We start from the raw sequence: 21,594 nt of genomic DNA on the forward strand, positions 1-21,594 counted from the left end.
CGCTCCCGCGTCCGGCCGTCAGTCGTTCGTCGCGACCACCGCGAAGTCCGCGTCGAGATCGACGTCCACATCGGTCCCGTCCTCGCGCGTGACCTCCACGTCGAACGCGTGGTCGGCGTCGTCGCTGCGCTCCGCCTCGGTCACCGTGCCGCCGCCGACCGCCGCGAGGGCCGCCTCCGAGGCGCGCGCCAGGTCGTCGCCGGTCAGGTCGTCGGGGTCGACGAGTCCCGAGGTCGAGGTGTCGTCGCCGCCCTGGGATGCTCCGCCCTCCGCGGATCCGCTCGCGGGGCGCCCGTCGTCGTCGGCGTCCACCGACAGCACCGCGAACGCGTCGTCGAGGCGCACGTCGTACTCGAGTCCGTCCTCGCCGCGCAGCTCCAGCTCGTAGCCGGGGGCTCCGTCGTCGTCGCGCTCGGCCGAGGTCACGGTGCCCCCGCCGATCTCCTCGAGGGCCGCGTCGCTCGCGCGCTCGAGGTCCGCTCCGGTCAGGCGGTCGGATGCCTCGAAGCCGTCGGTCGCGGCGTAGGCGATCCCGGTGCCCGCTCCGAGGAGCACGACGACTCCGGCGACGGCGGTGATGATCTTCGTCTTCTTCTGCATGATCCGCTCCTACTCCGGCGCCGGTCCTCGACGCCGTGACCACTCTCACGCCCAGCCGCTGAAGCCACCCTGAAGCGCTCAGGCCGCCGGTCCAGCGCTAGAGCGGGAGCCGCAGCACCACGCGCGCGCCGCCCAGGGGAGCGTCCTCGATCGACACCGCGCCGTGGTGCGCCGCCGCGATCTCGGCCACGATCGCGAGGCCCAGCCCCGATCCTCCGGCGTCGCGGGCGCGGCCCTCGTCGAGCCGCACGAATCGCCCGAGCACGCGCGAGCGGTCGGCCGCCGCGATGCCCGGCCCGTCGTCGTCGACGACGATCACGGCCCCGTCCCCGTCGGCCCGGGTGGCCAGGGCGAGGCGCGACGACCGGTGCCGCACCGCGTTGTCGACCAGGTTCCGCACGGCCCGCGCGAGCAGCGCCTCGTCGGCGACGACCTGCACGGGTGAGACTCCGCTCGCGTCGACCTCGATCCCGGAGTCGCGCAGCCGCCGCACCTCGCGCAACGCCAGGTCGTCGAGGTCGACCGGAGCCGCCGCGATCGCCAGTCGCGCCTCGTCGGCGCGCGCGAGCAGCAGCAGTCCCTCGATCAGCCCGCCCATCCGCACCGACTCCTCGGCCACCGTCCTCGCGAGGCGGGCGGAGTCGAGGCGGTCCGGGTGCGCGAGGGCCACCTCGGCCGTCTGCCGCAGGGCCGCGACGGGGGAGCGCAGCTCGTGCGACGCGTCCGAGACGAAGCGGCGCTGCCTTTCCTGCGCGTCCTGCAGCCGGTCGAGCATGCGGTTCAGCGTGCGCGCGAGGCGGTCGATCTCGTCGCCCGAGCCGGGCTCCGCGACCCGGCGGTCCAGGGCGGCCGCGGTGACGGAGTCGGCCTCGGCGCGCATCCGGTCGACGGGGCGCAGCGCCCGGCCGACCACCACCCAGCAGACCACCGCGACGAAGGCCACGAGCAGCGGAACCGCGACGGCGAGGAGCGCCGTGGTCGTCGCGATCGCCTCCGCCCGCCCCTCGTCGGGGATCCCGACGACGAGGAGTGACCCGTCGTCGAGCTCCTGAGCGGCGACGACCACGGGCCCCTCGTCCTCGACCTGCACGGTGACGGGGTCGTCGCCCTCCTCCTGCGCGAGGGGCGGCAGGTCCTCCGCGTCCTCGCCCGCCGCGACCACACGGCCGTCGACGACGAGCTGCACGACCCCCTCCGAGGCGCGGACCACGTCGGCACCGCCCGACTCGACCAGCGCTCCGAGGCGCTCGGCCTCGGCCTCGGCGGTGCTCGAGGCGCTCGCCGCGAGCACGGAGGAGAGCACCAGCACGAACCCGACTCCGCCGAGCACCGAGGCGAGGGCGACCACGGCGGCGGCCGCGAGCGTGATCCGGGTGCGCAGGCGGCTCATCCGGCCACCAGCGAGTAGCCCGCCCCGCGCTGCGTGCGGATCGTGTCGACACCGAACGGCCGGTCGATCTTGTTCCGGAGCGTGCGGATGTAGACCTCGACGATGTTCGGGTCGCCGTCGAAGTCGAAGTCCCAGACCGCGCCGAGCACGTCCCGCTTCGGGACGACGTCGCCGGCCCGCGACACGAGGTACTCGAGCACGCTGAACTCCCGCGCCGTCAGCGGGATCGGCACCCCGCCCCGCTCCACCCGGCGCGACGCGGGGTCGAGCACGAGGTCGCCGACCACCTGCACGACCGGCCGCTCCGTCGCCCCGCGGCGGATCAGCGCGCGCAGCCGGGCGACCAGCACGGGGAACGAGAACGGCTTGGTGAGGTAGTCGTCGGCGCCGGTGTCCAGCGCCTCCACCTGATCGAGATCGCCGTCCTTCGCGGTCAGCATCAGGATCGGCGTCCAGTCCTCGGCCGCGCGCAGGCGCTCGCAGACGCGGAAGCCGCTGAGGTCCGGGAGCATCAGGTCGAGCACGATCGCCGCGTACTCGGCCTCCTGGGCGAGCCACAGCGCGTCCGTGCCCGTGGTGGCCGTGTCGACGGCGAAGCCCTCGGCCTCCAGGCCCGTCTCGAGGGCGCGCAGCAGGTTGATCTCGTCGTCGACGACCAGGATGCGGATGGCGTCCTCCCGGGGCTCCTCCCGCGGCGAGCGCGGCTCGCCCCAGGCTAGGGCGATCGGGCTGAAGCCGCCCTGAAGCCCTGCAGCACCGCCCGTTCCCCTCGATGCGGTAGAAGAGTCGGGTGACTCCGCCCGCTTCCCTCGCCCGCCGTCTCGGGACCGGCGACGCCGTCGTGATCGGCCTCGGCTCGATGATCGGCGCCGGCGTCTTCGCGGCCTTCGCGCCCGCGGCCGCCGCGGCGGGCCCCTGGCTCCTCGCCGGGCTCGCAGTCGCCGCCCTCGTCGCGTGGGCGAACGCCTCCTCCTCGGCGCAGCTCGCCGCGCAGTACCCGCGCTCGGGCGGCACCTACGTGTACGGCCGCGAGCGCCTGGGCGAGTGGCCCGGGTTCCTCGCGGGCTGGGGCTTCGTCGTCGGCAAGACCGCGAGCTGCGCGGCGATGGCGCTGACCTTCGCGGCCTACGCCGCCCCCTCCGGGTGGGAGCGCCCCGTCGCCGTCCTCGCCGTCGCGGCTCTCGTCGGCGTCAACGCGCTCGGCGTCACCCGGACCGCGCTCGCCACCCGCGTCATCGTGACGATCGTCCTGGCGGTGCTCGCGCTGGTCGTCGCCGCCGCGATCTCCTCCGGACCCGCCGTCGCCTCAGAGGGCGGCGGCATCGGCACCATCGGCCCGCTCGGCGTGCTGCAGTCGGCGGGGCTGCTCTTCTTCGCCTTCGCCGGCTACGCCCGCCTGGCCACGATGGGGGAGGAGGTGCGCGATCCGTCCCGGACGATCCCGCGCGCGATCCTCGGCGCCCTCGCGCTCGCGGTCGTCGTCTACGCCGTGGTCGGGACGGCGCTCCTCGTGGCGCTCGGTCCGGAGCGGCTCGCGGCGTCGACCGAGCCCCTCGCCGAGGCGGCCGCGGTGTGGCCGTGGACCGGCCCGGTCGTCCGGGTCGGAGCCGCCGCCGCCTCCCTCGGCGCTCTGCTCGCGCTCATCGCCGGCATCGGGCGGACGAGCCTGGCCATGGCCCGCGAGGGCGACCTGCCCCGGATGCTCGCCCACGTCGATCCGGTGCGGCAGGTCCCGCGCCGGGCCGAGATCGCCCTGGGCGCCGTCGTGATCGTGCTGGTGCTCGTGGCCGATCTGCGCTCGGCGATCGGGTTCTCGTCGTTCGGGGTGCTGCTCTACTATCTGGTCGCCAACGTGTCGGCGCTCACGCAGGAGCGGCGCTACCGCCTGTACCCGCGGTTCGTCGCGGTGGGCGGGGTGATCGGCTGCGTGCTGCTCGTGCTCACCTTGCCGCTGCCGTCGATCCTGACGGGCATCGCGGTCTTCGCGGTCGGAGCCGTGTACCGGCTCGTCCGCCTGCGGGGCCGTGCGGCCGGGGCGTAGCGCCCGGCCGCACGCGGCTCACTCGTCGCGGTCGGTGTACTCGCCCTCGGCGTCCGAGTCCGGTCCTGCGGAGTCGGAGTCGACGTAGCTCCCCTTCTCGGTCGAGGTCTCCTCGTGGACCGAGGTGTCGATGTAGCTGCCCTGGTCGTCGGTGGCGGTGTGCGAGACGCCGTCGGTCGACGTGTACTCGCCGTCCGGGGTCTCGGTCGTGGTCGTCTCGGCGGCGTGGCGGCCGCGGCGCGGCGCCTCGCTCGCGCCGTCGGAGGTCGTTCCGGGGGAAGTCTCGTCGTCGTGTGCCATGGCGGGTTCCTCGCTTCATCGCGTCGGGTTCCGGGGCACGCCGAACGGCGGCCCCCACTCGAGAGAACTGCATCACGCCCCGCGTTGCAAGGCGTTGCGGCTGCACATCCGTGCCGGTCCCTCCCGCTCCCCGCACCTCCTCCCGCGCGGCGCAACTCCTACCCGCCCCTGCCGCTCCCGCCTAGCGTGACGGGCATGAGCATCCCCACCCGCACCCGCTGGAGCGTCATCGGCCAGCTCGGCCCGCTGTTCGACGACGGCGGACCGATGCTGCTCGTCGAGGCCGGCTCGGCCTTCGGACGGCGGCCGATGCACCGCGCGAAGGCGCAGCTGTGGCTCTCGGCGCTGCGGCACCGCGCCCGCGAGCTGGGCGACCGCGTCGAGTACGTCCGCGCCGAGACCTTCGCCGAGGCGCTCGAGGGCCGCGACGACCTCGAGGTGATCGATCCGCCCACCCGCGGCGGCCGCCGCCTCGCCCGGCGCCTGGGCATGAGCGTGCTGCCCAGCCGCGGTTTCGTGACCGAGGAGGAGGACTTCCGCGAGTGGGCGCTCGCGCGGGCCGGCTCCCGGCTCCTGCTCGAGGACTTCTACCGCTGGAGCCGCGAGCGCACCGGCGTGCTGATGCGCGGCGATCAGCCCGAGGGCGGGAAGTGGAACTACGACCACGACAACCGCCAGCCGCCGCCCAAGGGTGCGTCCCGGCTGGGGCTGCCGGATCCGTGGTGGCCGGTGGAGGACGACATCGACGAGGAGGTCCGCGCGGACCTCGCCCGCTGGGAGCGCGAGGGAGCCGTGCACCTCGTCGGCGAGGACGGTCCGCGGCGCTTCGCCGCCACTCCCGCCGAGGCGCAGGAGGCGCTCGCCGACTTCGCGTCCTCGCGCCTGCAGGACTTCGGCCCCTACGAGGACGCCATGCTCTCGGGCGACTGGACCATGGCGCACTCGCTCCTGAGCGCTCCGATGAACCTCGGTCTGCTCGACCCGCGCGAGGTGATCGACACCGTCGTCGCCGAGCACGCGTCCGGAGGCGCTCCGCTCGCGGGCGTCGAGGGCTTCGTCCGGCAGATCATGGGCTGGCGCGACTACGTCTGGCACCTCTACTGGCACCTGGGGCCGGAGTACCGCACGCGCAGCCGCGCGCTCGGCGCCTCCGCCCCGCTGCCGTCGGCGCTGCTCGAGCTCGACCCCTCGGGCATCGAGGCGAACTGCCTGCACGAGACCCTCGACGACGTGCGGCGCCACGGCTGGGCGCACCACATCCAGCGCCTGATGGTGCTGGGCAACTGGGGCCTCCAGCGCGGCTGGGATCCGGCCGAGCTCAACGACTGGTTCGTGGACGTCTTCGTCGACGGCACCGAGTGGGTGATGCCGGCGAACGTGATCGGCATGTCTCAGCACGCCGACGGCGGCGTCGTGGCGACCAAGCCGTACGCGTCCGGCGGCGCCTACATCAACCGGATGTCGGACTACTGCGGCGGCTGCCGCTTCGATCCGAAGGTGCGCCTGGGCGAGAACGCCTGCCCGGTGACGGCCGGGTACTGGGCGTTCCTGGACCGCGTGGAGCCGGTGCTGCGCACGAACCACCGCATGGCGCAGCCGCTCGCCGGGCTGCGGCGCCTCTCGGACCGCGCGGCCGTGGTCGACCAGGAGCGGAACCGGGAGTCGTACTGAGCGGGCGCGGGGCGCCTCATCCGGCGCCCCGATGCCGGCGGATCAGCGATCCTTACCGAGGCTCGGGAGGCCAGCGCCGATCGCGCGCGCGGACCTGACATCGTGCGCCGCGCGGATGTCCTTCTTCGGCCGCTGCGCCTGCTGCGTTCCGTTCGGGCACGACAGGTGGCGCGACGGAACCTTGTGTCGCTCGAACCGGAGAGGGTCCCCTCCCGCACCATCACCCGAACGGGAGCGCCGCAGCTCCCGCACCGCTCGGTCGCCACCTCAGTCCTCCACTGACGAGACGGGGAGCGGGCCGAGCAGATGCGGTCCGTTGTTGCGGACGTTGTTCACGTCGCGGGACACCTCGTAGTGCTCGAGGTCGTGCGCGACCGCGTACGACTCCCGGTCCAGGAGCTGCATGAGCGTCGACGTCGAGGTGCCGGCCGAGCCAGTCGTCGTACCCGTCCGGCGTGATGCACGCCGACATCCGGTCGTGGACCTCACCCAGCGCCACATGCGAGTCACGGGTGATGATCGCCGTCGACAGGCGCCCGTTCTCCGGATCGTCCTCCGACTTCGACGGATCCGGCCACGCCGAGACGACGCCCGCCATCGCGAGGGCCGCGTTGGGCTCGTAGATGAAGTGCGGCTGCTTCCCCGCCTCGGTGACCGTCCACTCGTAGTAGCCGGCCGCGGGGATCAACACCCGCGACGTCGCGAACGCCTTCCGGAGCATGGGCGAGTTCGCGACCGTTTCGATCCGCGCGTTGATCGGCTGCCGCCGCTGCTTCTTGAAGTCCTTCGCCCACATCGGCACGAATCCCCAGTGCACCATCGGCACCGACCGCTCCCCGTCGGGCTCCCGCACGACGGTCACCGGCGACGTCGGCGCCACGTTGCAGTTCGGTCGCAGACCACCGAGGTCAGCCGAGACGAGATCCGGCAGCAGAGCCGCCGTGGAGTCCTTGACGACGAACCGACCACACATGCGCTCAGCCTAGGGATGCTCGACCGCGAGGACTCCTGCACGTCGCCGTCATCCGCTGAGGAGGAGATCGAGTAGCCATCGCAGAGTGGGCATGACGTGTTCCTCGACGTACGGCCAGACGTGATCCCGCAGGTACGGCCACACGTGATCCCGCATGATCCCGTAGAGAAGTCCCCACGGGACTGATCGTTGGCGTGGCTGTAGGTCGCGGCCGCGGTGTCTACCGCGTGACGTTGGGTTGGTCATTCTCTTGTTTCCTCGCTGCCCCGGAGGGCGTTAGTGGGCGCGCTGACGCCCAGGTGTAGCCACACCGAAGTAGGTATGTCTGCTTCACATCGTCAGGGGGGCGCGTCTTCCTGATGCCGCCAGACCGCTCCCGAACACCGCCTCGATCGATGCACTGCCGCGGATCGACGTGCTACAGAAAGTGCTTCAGGATCGACAACGAGAGGCAGGAGAGCGGAGACAGTTCCGCCTCCTGCACGAGGAGAGGGCCAGCTGGCCCGAGCTGCTCAGTGAGCACCGAGGGGTCCGTGGCGCGTAGATCCTGACGGGGCGAAAGCCGCTCCGGTCGTCCGTGATGACGACCGGGGCCCGGGCAACTCCTCGTGACGCCACCGCACTCGTGCAGACGACCGCGAACACGCAGGTGATCGAGGTCCTCTGCACAACCGACGTGATCGAGGCGGAACCGTCTGCAAAGGGTTCGCCTAGCGACCGCCCTCCCGTTCATCTCCGCCGACCGCCTCGCGGAGGAGCACCTGCCGCAAGTCCGCGAGGGATCCGCTTCGAGTGGCAGTTCTGCATCGAGGCCGTGTTGATCGCGATCGCCGGCCTGATCGCGGTTCCATACCTTCCGACAGCGGAGGCGGTCGAGGCGAGCGCCGCGGGTGCGCACACCTCGGGCGGCTGGCGTCAGTGGCTGCGCGTCCTGGCTGACTGGCGCCTCCTGCTCATCGGCGTGGGCATGTTCGGCGCCGAGCTGGGCGAGGGGACCGCGAACAGATGGCTGTCCCTCTCGGCCCGCGACGGCCACGGACAGACCGAGACGATCGCCGCGCTCTTCTTCACCGTCTTCGCTCTCGGGGAGACGATCGCCCGCGTCGTGGGCGGCCCGGTCGTCGATCGCATCGGACACGTCGCCACCATCCGCATCACCGCTGCCGTCGGAGTGCTGGGGCTCGTACTGTTCATCCTCGGCGGCCCCACCTGGCTGATCCTCATCGGAACGGTGCTCTGGGCGGTCGTCGTCTCGACGGGCTTCCCCCTCGGTATGTCGGCCGCCGCCGATAGCGGCCCGAACCCGGCCGCCCGCGTCAGCATCGTCGCCTCCGTCGGCTACCTCGCGAACCTCGCAGGCCCGCCCATCATCGGCGGCCTCTCGGAGTCCTTCGGACTCCTCAACGCCTTCTGGCTCGTCGCCGCCCTGCTGGCTGCCGCCTTCCTCGCCGCCGGGGCCTACGACCGCCGCGGCACCCCGGTCCTGTCCGACTGATCACCGAAGGGCCAAACGCTGATGCCTCGACCTCTCCATGCCACCACCGATTCCGCACGCCGCCTCGGAGCGCACCTCCGCAGAGCCCGCCTGGAACGAGGCCTTCGCCAAGAAGACCTCGCGCGTGATGCGGACGTCGGAACCGCGACCCTGCGGCGAATCGAGCGCGGCGACCAGGACAACCTCAGCGTCTTCGTCGTCCTCCGACTGCTGAACCAGCTCGACCTCCCTGCCGCGACCCTGGACAGAATCATCGACTGACGCGACGCTCGTGCGGACGGCGATGACTGTCCCGAAAGGGGATGGATCACCGGACGTTCCCGCTCCCGCTCGGGTGAAAAGATCCGCGTCGCTTCGATGTTCACGATGGAACGCTTCAGTGGACTGCCCCCGGCCGGTGGAGGCGTCCCTTCAGAGGATGGTGCTCGGGGGTAGTCGACTGCGCCCTGAGCCGCCGGGCAACAACGTTTTTGACGTGATCGTCCCTCAGTGGGGTGTGAGTGGTGCCGGTGGCACGATCAGCACCCGTCATGGGGATGGCGACCAGGGGCGGGACGGGGCGACGATGGCGAGACTATGCCTTTGAGTGCTCAGCTAGGGGATGTGCGCCTCGAGGCGCCCTTCATTCCGCGCGCGCAGTGGCTTGAGCTGAAGGGGCGGAGCCCGCGCCCGACGCTAGCTTGCGGCGCGGTGGCAGTCGCGAAGACATCCCCCCTTGGTACCCAATACTTCGCGCACCACCGAAACGTTGAAAACGATAACCACAAGGGCGAGTCAGCCGACCATCTGCGGGTAAAGGCGGCGGTGATGGTCGCTGCGCGAGGCCTGGGATGGACCGCGGCAGCTGAGGTCCCCGCTCCCGACCGCTCCTGGATCGCTGACGTGCTGGCAGAACGCGACGGCCGGCGGGTGGCGTTCGAGGTGCAGTTAGCGGGTCAAACGGCTGAGGAGTACGAGTACCGGCAGAAACGGTATCTGGCGGCCGGAGTGGAGTGCGTTTGGCTGGTACGACAGCGCCACTGGTATCGCCTTCACACAGTGCCAGCGGTGCACCTGCGGTTCGCGGATGAGTCCATATCGATCGCTGGGGACAAGTCCTCGGAGGAGGCTGTTGGCCTCGATGCGTTCGTGCAAGCGATCCTCGAGCAACGTGTGACGTGGGCGGCGAAACCGGTTGGGATCGAGCGGGCGCGGCTGAGCTGGGGAGTCCATCAGTGCTACCGCTGCCGCAAGCTCTCGATAATCTGGGACCGTTCCCCTGACGTCACGTGCATCTGCCCTGGTTGCGCTCGGACGGAGCAGAGGAAGGCGTATAACGGTCCAGCAGAGCCCAAACGAGATCGGCAGCAGCGCGGACTCGATTTGCCGGCGGCCAGCTTTCGAGAAGCCGACCAAGGCGCGGGGTGGAATGAACCTGAATGGTTTTGCCCGAACTGTCAGGCTGTATTTTTTCCCTCCCATCTTGAGTGGCTGTACTCCAGAGAAGCCGCGACAGCTGTGGCGGCTGTAGGAAAGAGCGACCTCGACCCTCACTGGTGCGTGCCCGGCCTGCACATATGGCACCCGCGAGACCTAGTCGCGTATCTCGCGGGCTCCCTCTCTCCGCTCGATGCGCCTGACGAGTCGGAGACGCTTTCGGGCGCCCAGCTCATCTCGACCGCACAACACCGCGAGACGCAACGGAAGCAGCGGAGGGATGAGCAGCGCGCCAGAGAGAAGTGGCTACGCGATCTCATCGAGTCGCACAGTGTCGATCCATCGGTGGGACCCACCGAAGCGCAATGTTCACGAGCTTGATCCTCGAGGCCGCCTCGCCGGCGGTGGTGCGGAAATCGCCGGTGTGGTTATCGACGTGGTGGCCTACTCAGATGAGGGGCCGCGTCAGTTCCGCCGGGTATCGGTTGAGCTTGGGGACCTTCTCGCCGGAGTCGAGGTGCGAGCGACCGAGCGACACCGCCCGCTTCAGGCAGTACCCAAGCGAGACGCTCCACTCCCGACAGCGCGAGACACCGCCCCCACGCTCATGAGACGGCTCGAAGGTTCAGGGGCGGTCCTTGACGGCGCCGCCACCTCCTCCGCCGTCGCAAGGATGTCTCGTGCCGAATCGGGGAACCCGAGCGTGCCTGACACGGCTGGTCCCGCCGGAAACTGACATAAGGTCAATTACCGGAGCTCGGTTAAAGCTCGCGGGCGGATCAGCACGAAGCCGTTGTGGCCGTTGCCAAATCCCTCCGCGATGAAGCGTTTGCGCCCTTGCGCGGTGTCGAGGGTGATTTCTGTGCCGTCAATAACTCCGCGGTGGTAGTGGTTTAGCCGGTCCACCTCGGGGTAATGCTTTGGCCCCAGCCACGAGCCCAGCATCGGACCAACAGCGCCATATTTCTCGCGAAATTTGAGCGATTGGCAGGTCAGCGCCGAATAGATAGGCACGTGTCCCCTGCGACTGGGCATCAGGCCTGTTCCGATGAGGGCGAGTGCTCGCCTGCTGTTGCTGACGTAGCGCTGCAGCGCTGCCGCGGCTGAGGTCTGATACTTCGTGTTTAAGCCCAGGGGAACGTCGATTGAGGCGGCAGAGGCGTCGGCTTCAATGTTGAAGCGGTCGGCGGCGAAGAGGATTTCCGCGGCAAACAAGTTCGCTTCGGCTTCGAGCGTCACTCGTGTCTTCGGTGCGAGTGTGGTGTGGTCCTCAGCGAAGTAGGCGTTCTCGTGCCAGGGGAGCGCATCGTGCCCGATCTCGTGTGCCTCGGTGAAACGGCGACGCTCGAGGGGCAGTGACGGATCGACGTAGTAGCGGCGCTCGTCCACGGAGAGAGCCCCGAGAACGTTGCCGCTGAGCTTCGCGATGATGGCTTTCATCTCGGCGGGAGCCTCGTTGGCAAACTCGAAGAGATCTCCGCGTTGAAGATCGACCGCTGCTGCGATCAGTTCGATAGGCACCGGCAGTTGATCCATCACGCCAGCCGCCTCGAGGGTGATGCGAGCCTGCCGACGAATGTCGTCGACGGCGAGGTCGAGTGCCTCGGTCACGCGGACGTGCGGTCGCGACGCTTCTGCCGCAAGAAGGCCAGGTAGTTGCGGAGTTCGGCTGCTTCGTCGTCGTCGAGCTCTTCCAGTGCTCGCAGTGGGATGCCGGCGAACTTGCGCTCCTGGTCGTACTCGGGGCCGGCCGTGGGTACCCGATGCCCGGCTCGGACGAGCAGGTCCGTGTAGTCGATCCCGTATGTGGCGGCGAGCTTGTGCAGCATGTTCGGCGACGGGCTCTCCACCCTGTTGCTCTCGATCTGCGAGAGGTAGCCGTTGGAGATCTTCGTCTCGGCCTCCACCGCCCTGAGGGTGAAGCCCGCTGCCTTGCGGCTCGCGCGGAGGTAGTCCCCCAGCCGCTCAGTCGGAGCGCTTCGAGGTGCCCCGGCGATGCTCACAGCCGTTGCGACGGCGATGCCGGCGGGAACGAGGGAGATGACCGCTCGAAGGGTGGTCCACGCTTGGTTCGTCATGTCTCGAGTATCGACGACTGCGCTTTGTAGATCAAGCAGTGCGCATCGGGTCTTGCGGTTGCGGCGTGGTTTGCATAGTCTACCAAGCAGCGCCGCACAGATCGTGCGTCGCGGAAAGGACGCCATCATGGCTCACAGGAGTGCGATCTCGGGTCGCTACATCTCCAACAGCGCCGCCGCCCGCCACCCCCGCACCTCGGTGCGGGAGACCGGAGGCAACTCCGGGTCGGGCAGCCACAACCGAAGCTCGATCTCGGGCCGGTTCATCTCCGACGCCGCCGCCGCACGGCACCCCAACACGAGCCTGACCGAGCGCGGCAACTAGCTCGGACAAGCCGAGGGGGCCCGATCTCAACGCAACTGAGATCGGACCCCCTCGAGGTCTCCAGGAAAAAACGTCGTTCGTCAGCCCAGGTCGTTCCGCGACTCTGCGTTGAACGATCCGTTTTTGGCGATGACGCTGTGGGATCCGCCGTTCCGGGCAGTGACCGAGATGCTGCCTCCACCGCGAGGACCGACGATGTACCGTCCCGTCGTCGCGTCCTGCTCCACCGCGCGCCCGGAACGCCGCAGATTCTTCGCGGCCTTCTCGGCAAGCTGACGCGCCAGTCGCTGCGACTGCTCGCTGTAACCACTCACTGCTGCCACCACCTCTTCTTCGGTGCCATCGCTTCGGTGATCACGTTGACCACGTTGATCGCCATCTCATTATCTTCGTCCCTCGCCCACGGTGCGTCTATGAGGGTCGCGAGAACCGACAGACCCATCTCAGACTCGCCGCGCTTCGTGCTGACCGCCTTCTCGCACGCCCAGGCGAACCGATCCCACCAGCGGGCGAGGTCGTCGGCCTCATGCTTCTGCTCTCGATCGCTGCTTGAGTTGTGGTACGCGATGTAGGAGGCGATGCCGGCGCCGATGACGGCGAGACTGCCTCCGAAACCTGCAGACGTGAAGAAAGTTCCCCACCACGTTCCATCTGCGTACAGGGGCGGAATGAACCGCGCCATGGTGAACGCAACCACTGCCGCCCCCACAGGGATCCACCACCAGTGGCGAGAAGGTCGGCGTGAAGTGGCCGAGGAGCGAGCGGCTGTCGCACCCGTCGGCGGCGGGGTCGCTGTCACTCTCGCAGTCTGCCACGACCGTGGCTCGCGCCAATGTCGCTGTCCCGCATGGGGATCGCCCACCGGGACGCAGACGCGACACCGCGCGACGCGAAACTGCGCTGCTCTTCGTGTCCTGTTAGACCCGTCCGATGAATCGTTCGCTCGCGGGACGTCTAACGGGATAGTGGTTGGACGCCTGAGCTGATCGGAGACGCCCGCGTCTCTACCGACAAGCAGGACGCGCAGGCGCAGCGTGTCGCGCTACTCGCCGCGGGCGTGCCGGCGGAACGGATCTCCGTCGATGCCGGACTCATCGGATCGAACCGCGAGCGGCCCGCGCTGCGCGAGGCCCTGGATGCCTGCGACACCGGCTCTGTTCGTCACAAAGCTCGACCGCCTCGCACGGTAGATCACGAATACGCGAGACATCATGGACGAGCTGACGCGCAGGGTAGTGCGGGGTGAACATCGGCGGGTCGCTGCGCGACCCGACCGACCGAGGGGCAGGCTGCTGTTCACTGCGCTCGCGATGATCGCGGAGTTCGAGGGCGACGTGATCCGGGCGCGCACGCGGGAGTCGTACTGAGCACCGCACGTCAGGCGCGGCTGAACACCGACACCGTCACTGCGACGGTCACGTCGGTCGTCCCCTCGCGCTCCGCCAGGACCGCGACCAGCGCCCCGGCGTCGACGTGGTGCGCGCTGGGACCCATCAGCACCTCCGCGCGCAGCTCCGCGGGCGTCATCGCGACCGCGTAGTCGAGCTCCCGCCGCTCGGTCAGCGCGAAGCCGGCGAGCTGCTCGTCGAGGCGCTCCGCCTTGCCCGCGTCGATCCCGAGCATGCCGAAGACCGGGCGGATCTCGTGCAGGTGCCGCTCGCGCGGCGTCACGACGACGGCGGTCCCTCCGGACCGCAGCACGCGCAGCATTTCGGGGGCGTTCCGCGGCGCGAACACGGTCAGCAGCGCGTCGGCGCAGCCGTCGGCCAGCGGCAGCGGCTGCCAGAGGTCGGCCGTCGCGATCGCGGCACGGGGGTGCGCGCGGGCGGCGCGCCGAGCGGCCGGGGCCGAGAGGTCGAGTCCGAGACCCGCGGCCTCCGGATGCGCGTCGAGCACCGCCACGAGGTACGCGCCCGTGCCGCAGCCCAGGTCGACGACGAGCCGGGCGTCCGCGGGCACCGCCGCGGCGACCGCGTCCTGGATCGGGCGGTAGTGCCCCGAGCCGAGCAGCTCCTCGCGCGCCTGCACCATCGCCGCGGTGTCGCCGGAGGTCGCGTGCCGCCCGCGCAGCAGCGACACGTAGCCCTGCCTCGCGACGTCGGCGCTGTGCCCGTTCGGGCAGCGCAGGAGCGAGGGCCGCGGCAGCGCGTCCGGAGCGAGTGCGGCGCCGCAGACGGGGCAGGCGAGCGCCGGCAGCACCCTCGATCCGGGCACCTCCGACGGATCGAGGGGGTGCGCGCTCACGCGTCGGTCCGGTCGTGCAGGGCGGCCGAGCGGTCCCGCATCGCCGTGACTCCGGAGTTGACCGTGGCGATCACGGGCACCGCGAACAGCGCTCCGGCCAGGCCCGCGACCTCGAGGCCGATCGCCACGCCCAGCACGACGGCGAGCGGATGCACCTTCACCGCCGACCCGAGGATCAGCGGCTGCAGCACGTGCCCCTCGAGCAGGTGCACGACGATCACCACGCCCACCATGATCAGCGCCGCCACCGGCCCGATGAACAGCAGGGCGATCAGCGCCGCGAGCGCCCCGGTGACGATCGCGCCGAGGAACGGCACGAAGGAGCCCAGGAACACGGTGACCATGATCGGCACGACCAGCGGGAGCTGCAGCGCGAGTGCCCCGATGCCGATGCCTGTGGCGTTGATCGCCGCCACTCCGAGCTGCGCCCGCACGAACTGCGTGAGCGCCTCGAATCCGGCAGCCGCCCCCGTGAGCAGCGGCGCCCGGGCCGGCAGCGGCAGCAGGCGGAGGAACCACGACCAGATCCGCCGCCCGTCCAGCAGCAGGAAGATCAACGAGAAGAGGGTGAGCAGAGTGCCCGCGACGACCTCGGCGACCTGCGAGCCCACCGCGAGCGCTCCGGAGGCGATCGTCGCGGCCTGCGCGTCGGCCCAGGTGATCGCGCTCTGCGCCCAGTCGGTGAGCTGCACCTGGGTGAAGCCGAGGCCCTGGATCCACTCCTCCACGTCGTCGACCGCGTCGAGCGTGCGCTGCCCGATGCCGCCGAAGCCGGCCCGGGTCTGCACGACGACGAGAGCGACGAGGCCGCTGATCGCGAGCAGCAGGGTCAGGATCGAGACGAGCACCGCGAGCCCGCGCGGCAGGCGCCAGGCCTCGAGCCGGTCGCGCAGCGGAGTCAGCAGTGCGGTCAGCAGCAGCGCGACGAGCACCGGCACGACCACGACCGGCACCATCGAGACCAGCTGCACGACGAGCCAGAGGATCGCGGCGACCGCGAGCACCCGCCACGACCATGCGGCCGCGATGCGCATGCCCGGCGAGACGTCGTCGGCCTCGGGCTCCTCGAGCACGACGGCGGGAGCGGTCGCCGCGGCTTCGCGTAAGCGCTCCCGCGTCCGACGTCCTCGCATGGCCCCTCCCCGTTCCCTCGCAGTGTACGGCGGGGCGCGCGGCCGGGGCAGGGAGCGCACCGAGAGCGGTCACGGGCGCCGTCGACGACGGATCCGGTTGCCGAATCGTCAGAACACTGGCGTAATGGAGACATCATGCCGACGCACGCCACCGTTTTCGAACGTCTCGCCCCGTCCTCCGCGGCCGTCGACGCCTCCCTCGCCGACTCCCGGCGCGGTGTCTTCTGGCTCGAGGACGCACCGGCCCCGCGGCCGCCGCTGGTCGGCTCCGTCCGCGCCGACCTCGTGATCGTGGGCGGCGGCTACACCGGCCTGTGGAGCGCCCTGCGCGCGAAGGAGCGCGACCCCGGCCGCCGCGTGGTCCTCCTCGAGGCCCGCTCGATCGGCTGGGCGGCCTCCGGACGCAACGGCGGCTTCGTCGAGTCGAGCCTCACCCACGGCCGCGAGAACGGCCTCGCCCGCTGGCCGGAGGAGAGCGACCGGCTCGAGCGCCTCGGAGTCGAGAACCTCGACGGCATCCAGGAGACGATCGCCCGCTACGGCATGGACTGCGGCTTCGAGCGCACAGGCTCGCTCGCGGTGGCCGTCGAGGAGCACCAGATCGCGCAGCTCGCCGAGGGCGACGGGGTAGCGGGCGCGCGCTTCCTCGACGCCGACGGCATCCGCGCCCTCGTCGATTCGCCCACCTACCTCGCCGGTCTCGTCGTGCCCGCCGAGCAGTGCGCGCTCGTGCACCCCGGCGAGCTGGTGCGCGAGCTCGCCCGCGTCGCCGAGGAGCTCGGCGTCGAGATCCACGAGGACAGCCGGGTGCTCGGCCTCGAAACCACCGCGTCGGGAGTGCTCGTGCGCACGGCCAGGGGAGCCGTGGAGGCGTCGCACGCGATCCTCGGCACGAGCGCCTTCCCCTCCCTCCTCGCCCGCACCCGGCTGATGACCGTGCCCGTCTACGACTACGTCCTGATGACCGAGCCGCTCGACGCCGGGCAGCTCGAGTCGATCGGCTGGCGGGGGAGGGAGGGCGTCAACGACACGGCGAACCAGTTCCACTACTACCGCCGGACCGCCGACGACCGGATCCTCTGGGGTGGCTACGACGCGGTCTACCACCCCGGTGGCCGCATCCGCTCGCGCTACGAGGAGCGGCCCGAGACCTACCGCGCGCTCGCCTCGCACTTCCTCACCACGTTCCCGCAGCTCGAGGGCGTGCGCTTCAGCCACCGCTGGGCCGGAGTGATCGACACCAGCACGCGGTTCGCCGCGTTCTACGGCACCGCGCTCTCGGGCCGCGTCGCCTACGCCGCGGGCTACACCGGGCTCGGAGTCGGCACGACGGCCTTCGCGGCGGACGTCGTCCTCGACCTGCTGTCAGGCGAGCGGACCGAGCGCACCGAGCTCGAGATGGTGCGCTCGCGCCCGCTGCCCTTCCCTCCGGAGCCCTTCGCCACCGCGGGGATCCAGGCCACCCGCTGGTCGCTCGACCGCGCCGACCACGACGGCGGGCGGCGCAATCTGCTCCTGCGCACCCTCGACGCGCTGGGCCTCGGCTTCGACTCCTGAGGGCCCGTCGTTCCGCGCCAGCGACCCCGCGTCGCGCGGCGCCTCGGGTAGCGTCCGGTGCGGAGCACCCGCCGCCGGTGCACGAGGGGGACGGATGCTCGAGGTTCTGCTCGCGATCGCCGGCTGGTGCACGGGCGCGGTCCTCGTCGTCAGCGGGGCGCTGAAGCTCGGGCGCACGGAGCGGTTCCGCGAGTCGCTCGGCACCCTCGGCCTCCCCGCCGCGCTCGGTCGCGGCACCCTCTTCGCCCGCTCGTTCCCCGTCGTCGAGATCGTGCTCGGTCTCGCCGTGCTCCTCGCTCCGACTCCGCTGCACCGGCTCGCCCTGCTGGCGGCGCTCGCCGTGCTCGTGGTCTTCCTGGTGGTCGCGATCCGCGCGGCCCGGGCGCCGGAGCCCGTCGACTGCGAGTGCTTCGGCGGTCTCGGCGAGGCGCGGATGAGCGGCCGCACGGTCCTGCGCAACAGCGTCCTCGTCGCCCTCGCGGTCGCCGGGCTCGCGGGTCCCGTACCGCCCGCCGCGCTGGCGCCCGGGGTCCCGGCGCTCGCCGCGGTGCTGCTCGCGATCGTCCTGGTGCTCGTGCGCGACCGCCTGCAGGGCCGTGCGGCACCTCCCTCCGCTCCCGCATCGACGTCCGCTCCCGCGCCCTCCTCCGGGCCCGTCCTCCTCACCGCCTCGGGTGACCGCATCGCGCTCGCCGAGTTCGCCGAGCCGCCGACCCACCTCGTCTTCTTCTCGCCCTCGTGCATCTCGTGCCACGAGCTCGTCGACCGGTTCCGCTGGTGGCCGAACGGCCTGCGCGCGGGCGAGGACCTCGTCCCGGTCCTCCTGGGCCGGCCCGAGGACTTCGCCGTGCACGAGGTGTTCGCCCCGCTCGTCGAGCACGCCCTCTACGATCCCGACCGCTCGGTCGCGGCGCTGCTCGGTCGCGGCGCGACGCCCGGCCACGCCCTCCTCGAGGCCGAGCACCCGCTGGGCTCGGGCTGGAGCACCGGCTGGTACGAGATCGAGAAGCGGGTGCTGAGCGAGGAGTTCTTCACCGACGTGCACCGCGGCCGCGTCGTGCCCGACCCCGAGGTCCTGGCGCGCGAGGAGTCCGAGCGCGCCGCCGCTCGCGAGGAGTCCGCCTCGCACTGACCGGCCCGGGACGGCGCCGCGCCGCCCTCCCGCTCCCGTGCTCCTGGAACGATGGATCCCACCCGTTCCCGACCCTCCGGAGCCCCCATGACCGCCTCGCTCGGCTCGCTCGTCCCCGTTCCCGCCTCGGAGCACCCGGAGCTGCTCCCCGAGGCGGTCCTCGCCGCCGCCGAGCGCGACGGCGTGCTCGCCGACCTCGGCGTCGTCGACATCGATCCCGCCCTCTCGGACACCGCGGCGACGAAGGAGCACTACGGCCTCGACGACGCCGACCTCGCCAACTGCGTCGTCGTCGCCGGCTCGCGCGGAGGGGAGGAGCGGATCGCCGCGTGCGTCGTGCTCGCCGACTCCCGCGCCGACGTCAACGGCGCCGTCCGCCGCCTCCTCGACGTGCGGAAGGCCTCGTTCCTGCCGATGGACCGCGCGGTCGCCGAGTCGGGGATGGAGTACGGCGGCATCACCCCGATCGGACTGCCCTCCGAGTGGCGCCTGCTCGTCGACGCCCGCGTGCTCCTGCGCCCGCTCGTCGTGATCGGCAGCGGAGTGCGCCGCTCCAAGATCGTGCTGCCCGGCTCCGCGCTCGAGCGCCTCGCGGGCGTCGAGATCGTCGAGGGTCTCGGGCTGCCGACGTCCCTCTGAGGCGAGGTGGCCGTGCCCCTGCACTCACGATCCGCCCGGGCAACCCGTACCTCCCCGAAACATGAGCGCCGTACGGTGGGCGCATGCGCGCAGAACTCACACTCGGCGCGGAGGAAGAGCTCCACCTGATCGATCTCGAGACGAAGCAGCTCTCCGCGCACGCACCCCAGGTGCTGGCGCGGTTGCCGAAGGACAACTTCTCGGCCGAGCTGCAGCGGACCACGGTCGAGACGAACACGCCGGTCGTCGACTCGCTCGACGGTCTGCGGGAGCAGCTCATCACCCTCCGCAAGGCCGTCATCGACGCCGCGGCGCCCGACGGCATCGGCATCGCCGCGGTCGGCACGGCCCCGCGATCCGAGCACAAGGACTTCGAGCTCACCAGCACCGGCCGCTACGGCCGCATGCAGGAGCAGTACCGGATGCTCGTGGACGAGCAGCTGATCTGCGGCACGCAGATCCATGTCGGTGTCTCCGATCGCGAGCTCGCGGTCCAGATCGCCCAGCGGATCGCGCGCGACCTCCCCGTCCTGCTCTCGGCGAGCGCGAGCAGTCCCTACTGGAACGGCCAGGACACGGGCTACGCGAGCATCCGCACGATCATCTGGCAGCGCTGGCCGAGCGCCGGGGCCACCGGTCCGCTCGCCTCCGCGGCCGAGTACGACCGCCTCCTCGACGATCTGATCGCCACCGGGGTCATCGCCGACTCCAAGATGGCCTACTTCGACGTCCGTCCCTCCTCCCACGCGCCCACGCTCGAGCTGCGCGTCTGCGACGCGATGCCGATCGTCGACGACGCCGTCCTGGTGGCGGGCCTGTTCCGCGGGCTCGTGCGCTCGGCCGAGCTCGACATCGAGGCGGGGCGTCCCTTCCGCTCGACCCCGCCGCCGATCCAGCGCGCGGCCACCTGGCAGGCCGCGCGCGGCGGGCTCGCCGGGTCGCTCCTGGACCACACCGAGCACCCCCGGCCCGTCCCGGCGGCCGAGGCGCTGCGCAGCATGATCGCGCGCCTCCAGCCGGCGCTCGAGGAGCTCGGCGACCTCGAGCAGGTGCGCGAGCTGGCCGAGGCGCTGATCGCCCGGGGCAACTCGGCCGACCGCCAGCGCGCGGTGTTCGCCGAGCACGGCACCCTCGACGCCGTGGTCGACGCGGTCGTCGCCGAGACCCACGGGCCGGCGAGCGGGCCGATCCTGCCGGTGCCGAGCCTGCGCACCTACCGCGTGCGCGCGGGCGACGAGGCGGTGGCGACCGGCGGACGCCCGCGCACCGCCTACCAGCCGATCCTCGAGCACTTCCGCGGCCTCGGCCCCGAGCGGCTGGGCGAGCTGCACGCCGCGCGCGATGCGACGGTGCTCGACGCGGGCATCTCCTTCCGACTCGACGGAGAGGACCGTCCGTTCCCGGTCGACCTCGTGCCGCGGGTGCTGCAGGCGCACGAGTGGAGCGAACTCGCCGCCGGGCTCGAGCAGCGCGCCCGCGCCCTCGAGTGCTTCCTGCAGGACGTCTACGGCGAGGGCCGCGCCGTCCGCGATGGAGTCGTCCGTCGTCCGGCGGGCACCGCGGGCTGGCGCGAGGAGGCGACCAGCCTGCCGCGCGGCGTCGTGCGCGGACCGGTCATGGGCTTCGACCTCGTGCGCAACGAGTTCGGCGGCTGGCGCGTGCTGGAGGACAACCTCCGGAACCCCAGCGGCATGGCGTACGCCATGGGCATCCGCTCCCTGCTCGACGACGTCCTGCCCGACCTGCCCCGGCCGACCGGGCTGCTGGATCCCTCCGACACCCTCGACGCGCTGCGCCGCACCCTCGCGGCGGGCGCCCGGCGCACCGACGGCCGCGAGCCCGTGCTCGCACTGCTCTCGAGCGGAGCGGACAGCTCGGCCTGGTTCGAGCACCGCCGCCTGGCCGAGGGCGCGGGCCTGCTGCTCCTCGAGCTCGCCGATCTCGAGGTCGACGGCGGACGCGTGCTCGCCTCCGGAACCCAGGTCGACGTGCTCTACCTGCGCCTGGACGACGAGCTGGCCGAGCTCGGCGTCGGCGACCGGCCGCTGGGCCGCGAGATCGTCGAGGTCGCCGCCTCCGGAGGGGTGTTCCTCGCCAACGCGCCGGGCAACGGCATCGCCGACGACAAGGCGCTCTACTGCGCCGTCCCCGAGCTGATCGGCTACTACCTCGACGAGCGCCCGCTGCTCGAGTCCGTCCCCACCTACCGGCCCGAGGACGAGGCCGAGCGCCGCATCGTCCTCGAGCGGGTCGGCGAGCTGGTGACCAAGCCGGTGGACGGCTACGGCGGCCGCGGCGTCATGATCGGCCCGTCCGCTCCCGCCGCCCGCGTCGCCGAGCGCCGCGCGGCGATCGCCGCCGAGCCGGAGGGCTGGGTCGCTCAGGAGGTCGTCCGCCTGTCGTCGCTCCCGTCGTTCTCGGGCACCGAACTGCAGCCGCGGCATGTCGACCTGCGCGCCTTCGTCTTCGTCACCGGCACCGGAGCCGCCGACGTGCGCCTCGCGCCTCTCGCGCTGACCCGCGTCGCCGCCGAGGGCAGCATGATCGTCAACTCGTCGCGCGGCGGCGGCGCGAAGGACACCTGGATCGTGAGGGCCTGA

The 21,594-nt window shown here is 71.5% G+C and carries 23 protein-coding genes; 12 read left to right on the top strand and 11 right to left on the bottom strand.

From position 1 onward, the window contains the following. Positions 1-18: 18 nt before the first annotated feature. The 3 genes from C1I63_RS07930 to C1I63_RS07940 form a co-directional block, all read right to left on the bottom strand. Entirely contained in the window at positions 19-600 is a 582-nt protein-coding gene (locus C1I63_RS07930; RefSeq protein ID WP_107574430.1) for a PepSY domain-containing protein, read from the bottom strand. A gap of 97 nt (positions 601-697) precedes the next feature. After that, complete coding sequence (locus C1I63_RS07935; RefSeq protein WP_107574431.1) at positions 698-1,990, bottom strand: sensor histidine kinase; 1,293 nt, start codon at positions 1,988-1,990, stop codon at positions 698-700. Further along, on the bottom strand, positions 1,987-2,658 hold the full coding sequence (locus tag C1I63_RS07940) for a response regulator transcription factor (RefSeq protein WP_107574432.1): 672 nt from the start codon (positions 2,656-2,658) through the stop codon (positions 1,987-1,989). The genes C1I63_RS07935 and C1I63_RS07940 overlap by 4 nt, the downstream gene beginning before the upstream one ends. A gap of 122 nt (positions 2,659-2,780) precedes the next feature. On the opposite strand from C1I63_RS07940, the gene C1I63_RS07945 reads away from it, so the two are divergent. Then, positions 2,781-4,031: an APC family permease gene (locus C1I63_RS07945; RefSeq protein ID WP_107574433.1), complete on the top strand. Its 1,251-nt coding sequence runs from the start codon at positions 2,781-2,783 to the stop codon at positions 4,029-4,031. Between the two features lie 18 nt (positions 4,032-4,049). Here the strand turns inward: C1I63_RS07945 and C1I63_RS07950 are convergent, their stop codons facing one another. Further along, positions 4,050-4,331, bottom strand: a complete 282-nt coding sequence (locus C1I63_RS07950; RefSeq protein ID WP_056866300.1) for a hypothetical protein — start codon at positions 4,329-4,331, stop codon at positions 4,050-4,052. Positions 4,332-4,526: 195 nt separating this feature from the next. On the opposite strand from C1I63_RS07950, the gene C1I63_RS07955 reads away from it, so the two are divergent. Beyond that, a complete protein-coding gene (locus C1I63_RS07955) occupies positions 4,527-6,002 on the top strand; it encodes a cryptochrome/photolyase family protein (protein ID WP_107574434.1) in 1,476 nt (491 codons plus the stop codon). 220 nt (positions 6,003-6,222) lie between these two features. On the opposite strand, the gene C1I63_RS07960 is transcribed toward C1I63_RS07955, so the two are convergent. Then, positions 6,223-6,975, bottom strand: a complete 753-nt coding sequence (locus C1I63_RS07960) for an SOS response-associated peptidase (protein ID WP_244907006.1) — start codon at positions 6,973-6,975, stop codon at positions 6,223-6,225. A gap of 814 nt (positions 6,976-7,789) precedes the next feature. Here C1I63_RS07960 and C1I63_RS07965 point away from each other — a divergent pair. From C1I63_RS07965 to C1I63_RS19390, 3 genes are all read left to right on the top strand, one after another. Further along, on the top strand, positions 7,790-8,470 hold the full coding sequence (locus C1I63_RS07965) for an MFS transporter (protein ID WP_170116349.1): 681 nt from the start codon (positions 7,790-7,792) through the stop codon (positions 8,468-8,470). Positions 8,471-8,491: 21 nt separating this feature from the next. Next, positions 8,492-8,731: a helix-turn-helix domain-containing protein gene (locus tag C1I63_RS20430; protein ID WP_107574436.1), complete on the top strand. Its 240-nt coding sequence runs from the start codon at positions 8,492-8,494 to the stop codon at positions 8,729-8,731. A 429-nt stretch (positions 8,732-9,160) separates the two neighbouring features. Further along, on the top strand, positions 9,161-10,267 hold the full coding sequence (locus C1I63_RS19390) for a competence protein CoiA family protein (RefSeq protein WP_146168402.1): 1,107 nt from the start codon (positions 9,161-9,163) through the stop codon (positions 10,265-10,267). A 366-nt stretch (positions 10,268-10,633) separates the two neighbouring features. Here the strand turns inward: C1I63_RS19390 and C1I63_RS07975 are convergent, their stop codons facing one another. Continuing rightward, positions 10,634-11,497: an ImmA/IrrE family metallo-endopeptidase gene (locus C1I63_RS07975; protein WP_107574437.1), complete on the bottom strand. Its 864-nt coding sequence runs from the start codon at positions 11,495-11,497 to the stop codon at positions 10,634-10,636. Beyond that, complete coding sequence (locus C1I63_RS07980; protein WP_170116350.1) at positions 11,494-11,964, bottom strand: helix-turn-helix domain-containing protein; 471 nt, start codon at positions 11,962-11,964, stop codon at positions 11,494-11,496. The genes C1I63_RS07975 and C1I63_RS07980 overlap by 4 nt, the downstream gene beginning before the upstream one ends. Positions 11,965-12,091: 127 nt before the next feature. Here C1I63_RS07980 and C1I63_RS07985 point away from each other — a divergent pair, with 127 nt between their 5' ends. After that, positions 12,092-12,289 (top strand): hypothetical protein, encoded by a 198-nt coding sequence (locus tag C1I63_RS07985; protein WP_107574439.1) that lies wholly within the window; start codon positions 12,092-12,094, stop codon positions 12,287-12,289. 80 nt (positions 12,290-12,369) lie between these two features. On the opposite strand, the gene C1I63_RS19395 is transcribed toward C1I63_RS07985, so the two are convergent. Together C1I63_RS19395 and C1I63_RS07990 are read right to left on the bottom strand one after the other, a co-directional pair. After that, the gene (locus C1I63_RS19395) at positions 12,370-12,612 is read right to left on the bottom strand and encodes a hypothetical protein (RefSeq protein ID WP_146168403.1); all 243 of its coding nucleotides are present in this window, start codon (positions 12,610-12,612) and stop codon (positions 12,370-12,372) included. Further along, positions 12,600-12,986, bottom strand: coding sequence for a hypothetical protein (locus C1I63_RS07990; RefSeq protein WP_146168404.1), 387 nt, complete (start codon positions 12,984-12,986; stop codon positions 12,600-12,602). Before C1I63_RS07990 ends, C1I63_RS19395 begins: the two co-directional genes overlap by 13 nt. A 288-nt stretch (positions 12,987-13,274) precedes the next feature. Here C1I63_RS07990 and C1I63_RS20435 point away from each other — a divergent pair, with 288 nt between their 5' ends. Both C1I63_RS20435 and C1I63_RS20440 read left to right on the top strand, forming a co-directional pair. Beyond that, on the top strand, positions 13,275-13,535 hold the full coding sequence (locus C1I63_RS20435) for a recombinase family protein (protein WP_425326989.1): 261 nt from the start codon (positions 13,275-13,277) through the stop codon (positions 13,533-13,535). After that, entirely contained in the window at positions 13,501-13,656 is a 156-nt protein-coding gene (locus C1I63_RS20440) for a recombinase family protein (RefSeq protein WP_211315594.1), read from the top strand. Before C1I63_RS20435 ends, C1I63_RS20440 begins: the two co-directional genes overlap by 35 nt. A 10-nt stretch (positions 13,657-13,666) precedes the next feature. Here the strand turns inward: C1I63_RS20440 and C1I63_RS08000 are convergent, their stop codons facing one another. Further along, positions 13,667-14,533, bottom strand: a complete 867-nt coding sequence (locus C1I63_RS08000) for a methyltransferase domain-containing protein (protein ID WP_107574441.1) — start codon at positions 14,531-14,533, stop codon at positions 13,667-13,669. Further along, complete coding sequence (locus C1I63_RS08005; protein WP_107574442.1) at positions 14,530-15,666, bottom strand: AI-2E family transporter; 1,137 nt, start codon at positions 15,664-15,666, stop codon at positions 14,530-14,532. The genes C1I63_RS08000 and C1I63_RS08005 overlap by 4 nt, the downstream gene beginning before the upstream one ends. Positions 15,667-15,801: 135 nt before the next feature. Here C1I63_RS08005 and C1I63_RS08010 point away from each other — a divergent pair, with 135 nt between their 5' ends. The 4 genes from C1I63_RS08010 to C1I63_RS08025 all read left to right on the top strand — a co-directional run bounded on the left by C1I63_RS08010 (position 15,802) and on the right by C1I63_RS08025 (position 21,594). Next, complete coding sequence (locus C1I63_RS08010; RefSeq protein WP_107574443.1) at positions 15,802-17,223, top strand: NAD(P)/FAD-dependent oxidoreductase; 1,422 nt, start codon at positions 15,802-15,804, stop codon at positions 17,221-17,223. 94 nt (positions 17,224-17,317) lie between these two features. After that, entirely contained in the window at positions 17,318-18,355 is a 1,038-nt protein-coding gene (locus C1I63_RS08015; RefSeq protein WP_107574444.1) for a MauE/DoxX family redox-associated membrane protein, read from the top strand. Between the two features lie 87 nt (positions 18,356-18,442). Beyond that, positions 18,443-18,994, top strand: a complete 552-nt coding sequence (locus tag C1I63_RS08020) for a YbaK/EbsC family protein (RefSeq protein WP_107574445.1) — start codon at positions 18,443-18,445, stop codon at positions 18,992-18,994. 83 nt (positions 18,995-19,077) lie between these two features. Further along, on the top strand, positions 19,078-21,594 hold the full coding sequence (locus C1I63_RS08025; protein ID WP_107574446.1) for a carboxylate--amine ligase/circularly permuted type 2 ATP-grasp protein: 2,517 nt from the start codon (positions 19,078-19,080) through the stop codon (positions 21,592-21,594).

Origin of the sequence: Rathayibacter caricis DSM 15933 (assembly GCF_003044275.1) — a bacterium.
Classification (GTDB): Bacteria; Actinomycetota; Actinomycetes; order Actinomycetales; family Microbacteriaceae; genus Rathayibacter; species Rathayibacter caricis.

Bases quoted from the DNA above. Each gene is read 5' to 3' on its own strand.
- C1I63_RS08010 (WP_107574443.1), top strand. From the start codon at position 15,802: ATGCCGACGCACGCCACCGTTTTCGAACGTCTCGCCCCGTCCTCCGCG.
- C1I63_RS08025 (WP_107574446.1), top strand. From the start codon at position 19,078: ATGCGCGCAGAACTCACACTCGGCGCGGAGGAAGAGCTCCACCTGATC.
- C1I63_RS07930 (WP_107574430.1), bottom strand. From the start codon at position 600: ATGCAGAAGAAGACGAAGATCATCACCGCCGTCGCCGGAGTCGTCGTG.
- C1I63_RS08015 (WP_107574444.1), top strand. From the start codon at position 17,318: ATGCTCGAGGTTCTGCTCGCGATCGCCGGCTGGTGCACGGGCGCGGTC.
- C1I63_RS08020 (WP_107574445.1), top strand. From the start codon at position 18,443: ATGACCGCCTCGCTCGGCTCGCTCGTCCCCGTTCCCGCCTCGGAGCAC.
- C1I63_RS07980 (WP_170116350.1), bottom strand. From the start codon at position 11,964: ATGACGAACCAAGCGTGGACCACCCTTCGAGCGGTCATCTCCCTCGTT.
- C1I63_RS07950 (WP_056866300.1), bottom strand. From the start codon at position 4,331: ATGGCACACGACGACGAGACTTCCCCCGGAACGACCTCCGACGGCGCG.
- C1I63_RS07935 (WP_107574431.1), bottom strand. From the start codon at position 1,990: ATGAGCCGCCTGCGCACCCGGATCACGCTCGCGGCCGCCGCCGTGGTC.
- C1I63_RS08005 (WP_107574442.1), bottom strand. From the start codon at position 15,666: ATGCGAGGACGTCGGACGCGGGAGCGCTTACGCGAAGCCGCGGCGACC.
- C1I63_RS20440 (WP_211315594.1), top strand. From the start codon at position 13,501: ATGGACGAGCTGACGCGCAGGGTAGTGCGGGGTGAACATCGGCGGGTC.
- C1I63_RS20430 (WP_107574436.1), top strand. From the start codon at position 8,492: ATGCCTCGACCTCTCCATGCCACCACCGATTCCGCACGCCGCCTCGGA.
- C1I63_RS07960 (WP_244907006.1), bottom strand. From the start codon at position 6,975: ATGTGTGGTCGGTTCGTCGTCAAGGACTCCACGGCGGCTCTGCTGCCG.
- C1I63_RS07985 (WP_107574439.1), top strand. From the start codon at position 12,092: ATGGCTCACAGGAGTGCGATCTCGGGTCGCTACATCTCCAACAGCGCC.
- C1I63_RS07955 (WP_107574434.1), top strand. From the start codon at position 4,527: ATGAGCATCCCCACCCGCACCCGCTGGAGCGTCATCGGCCAGCTCGGC.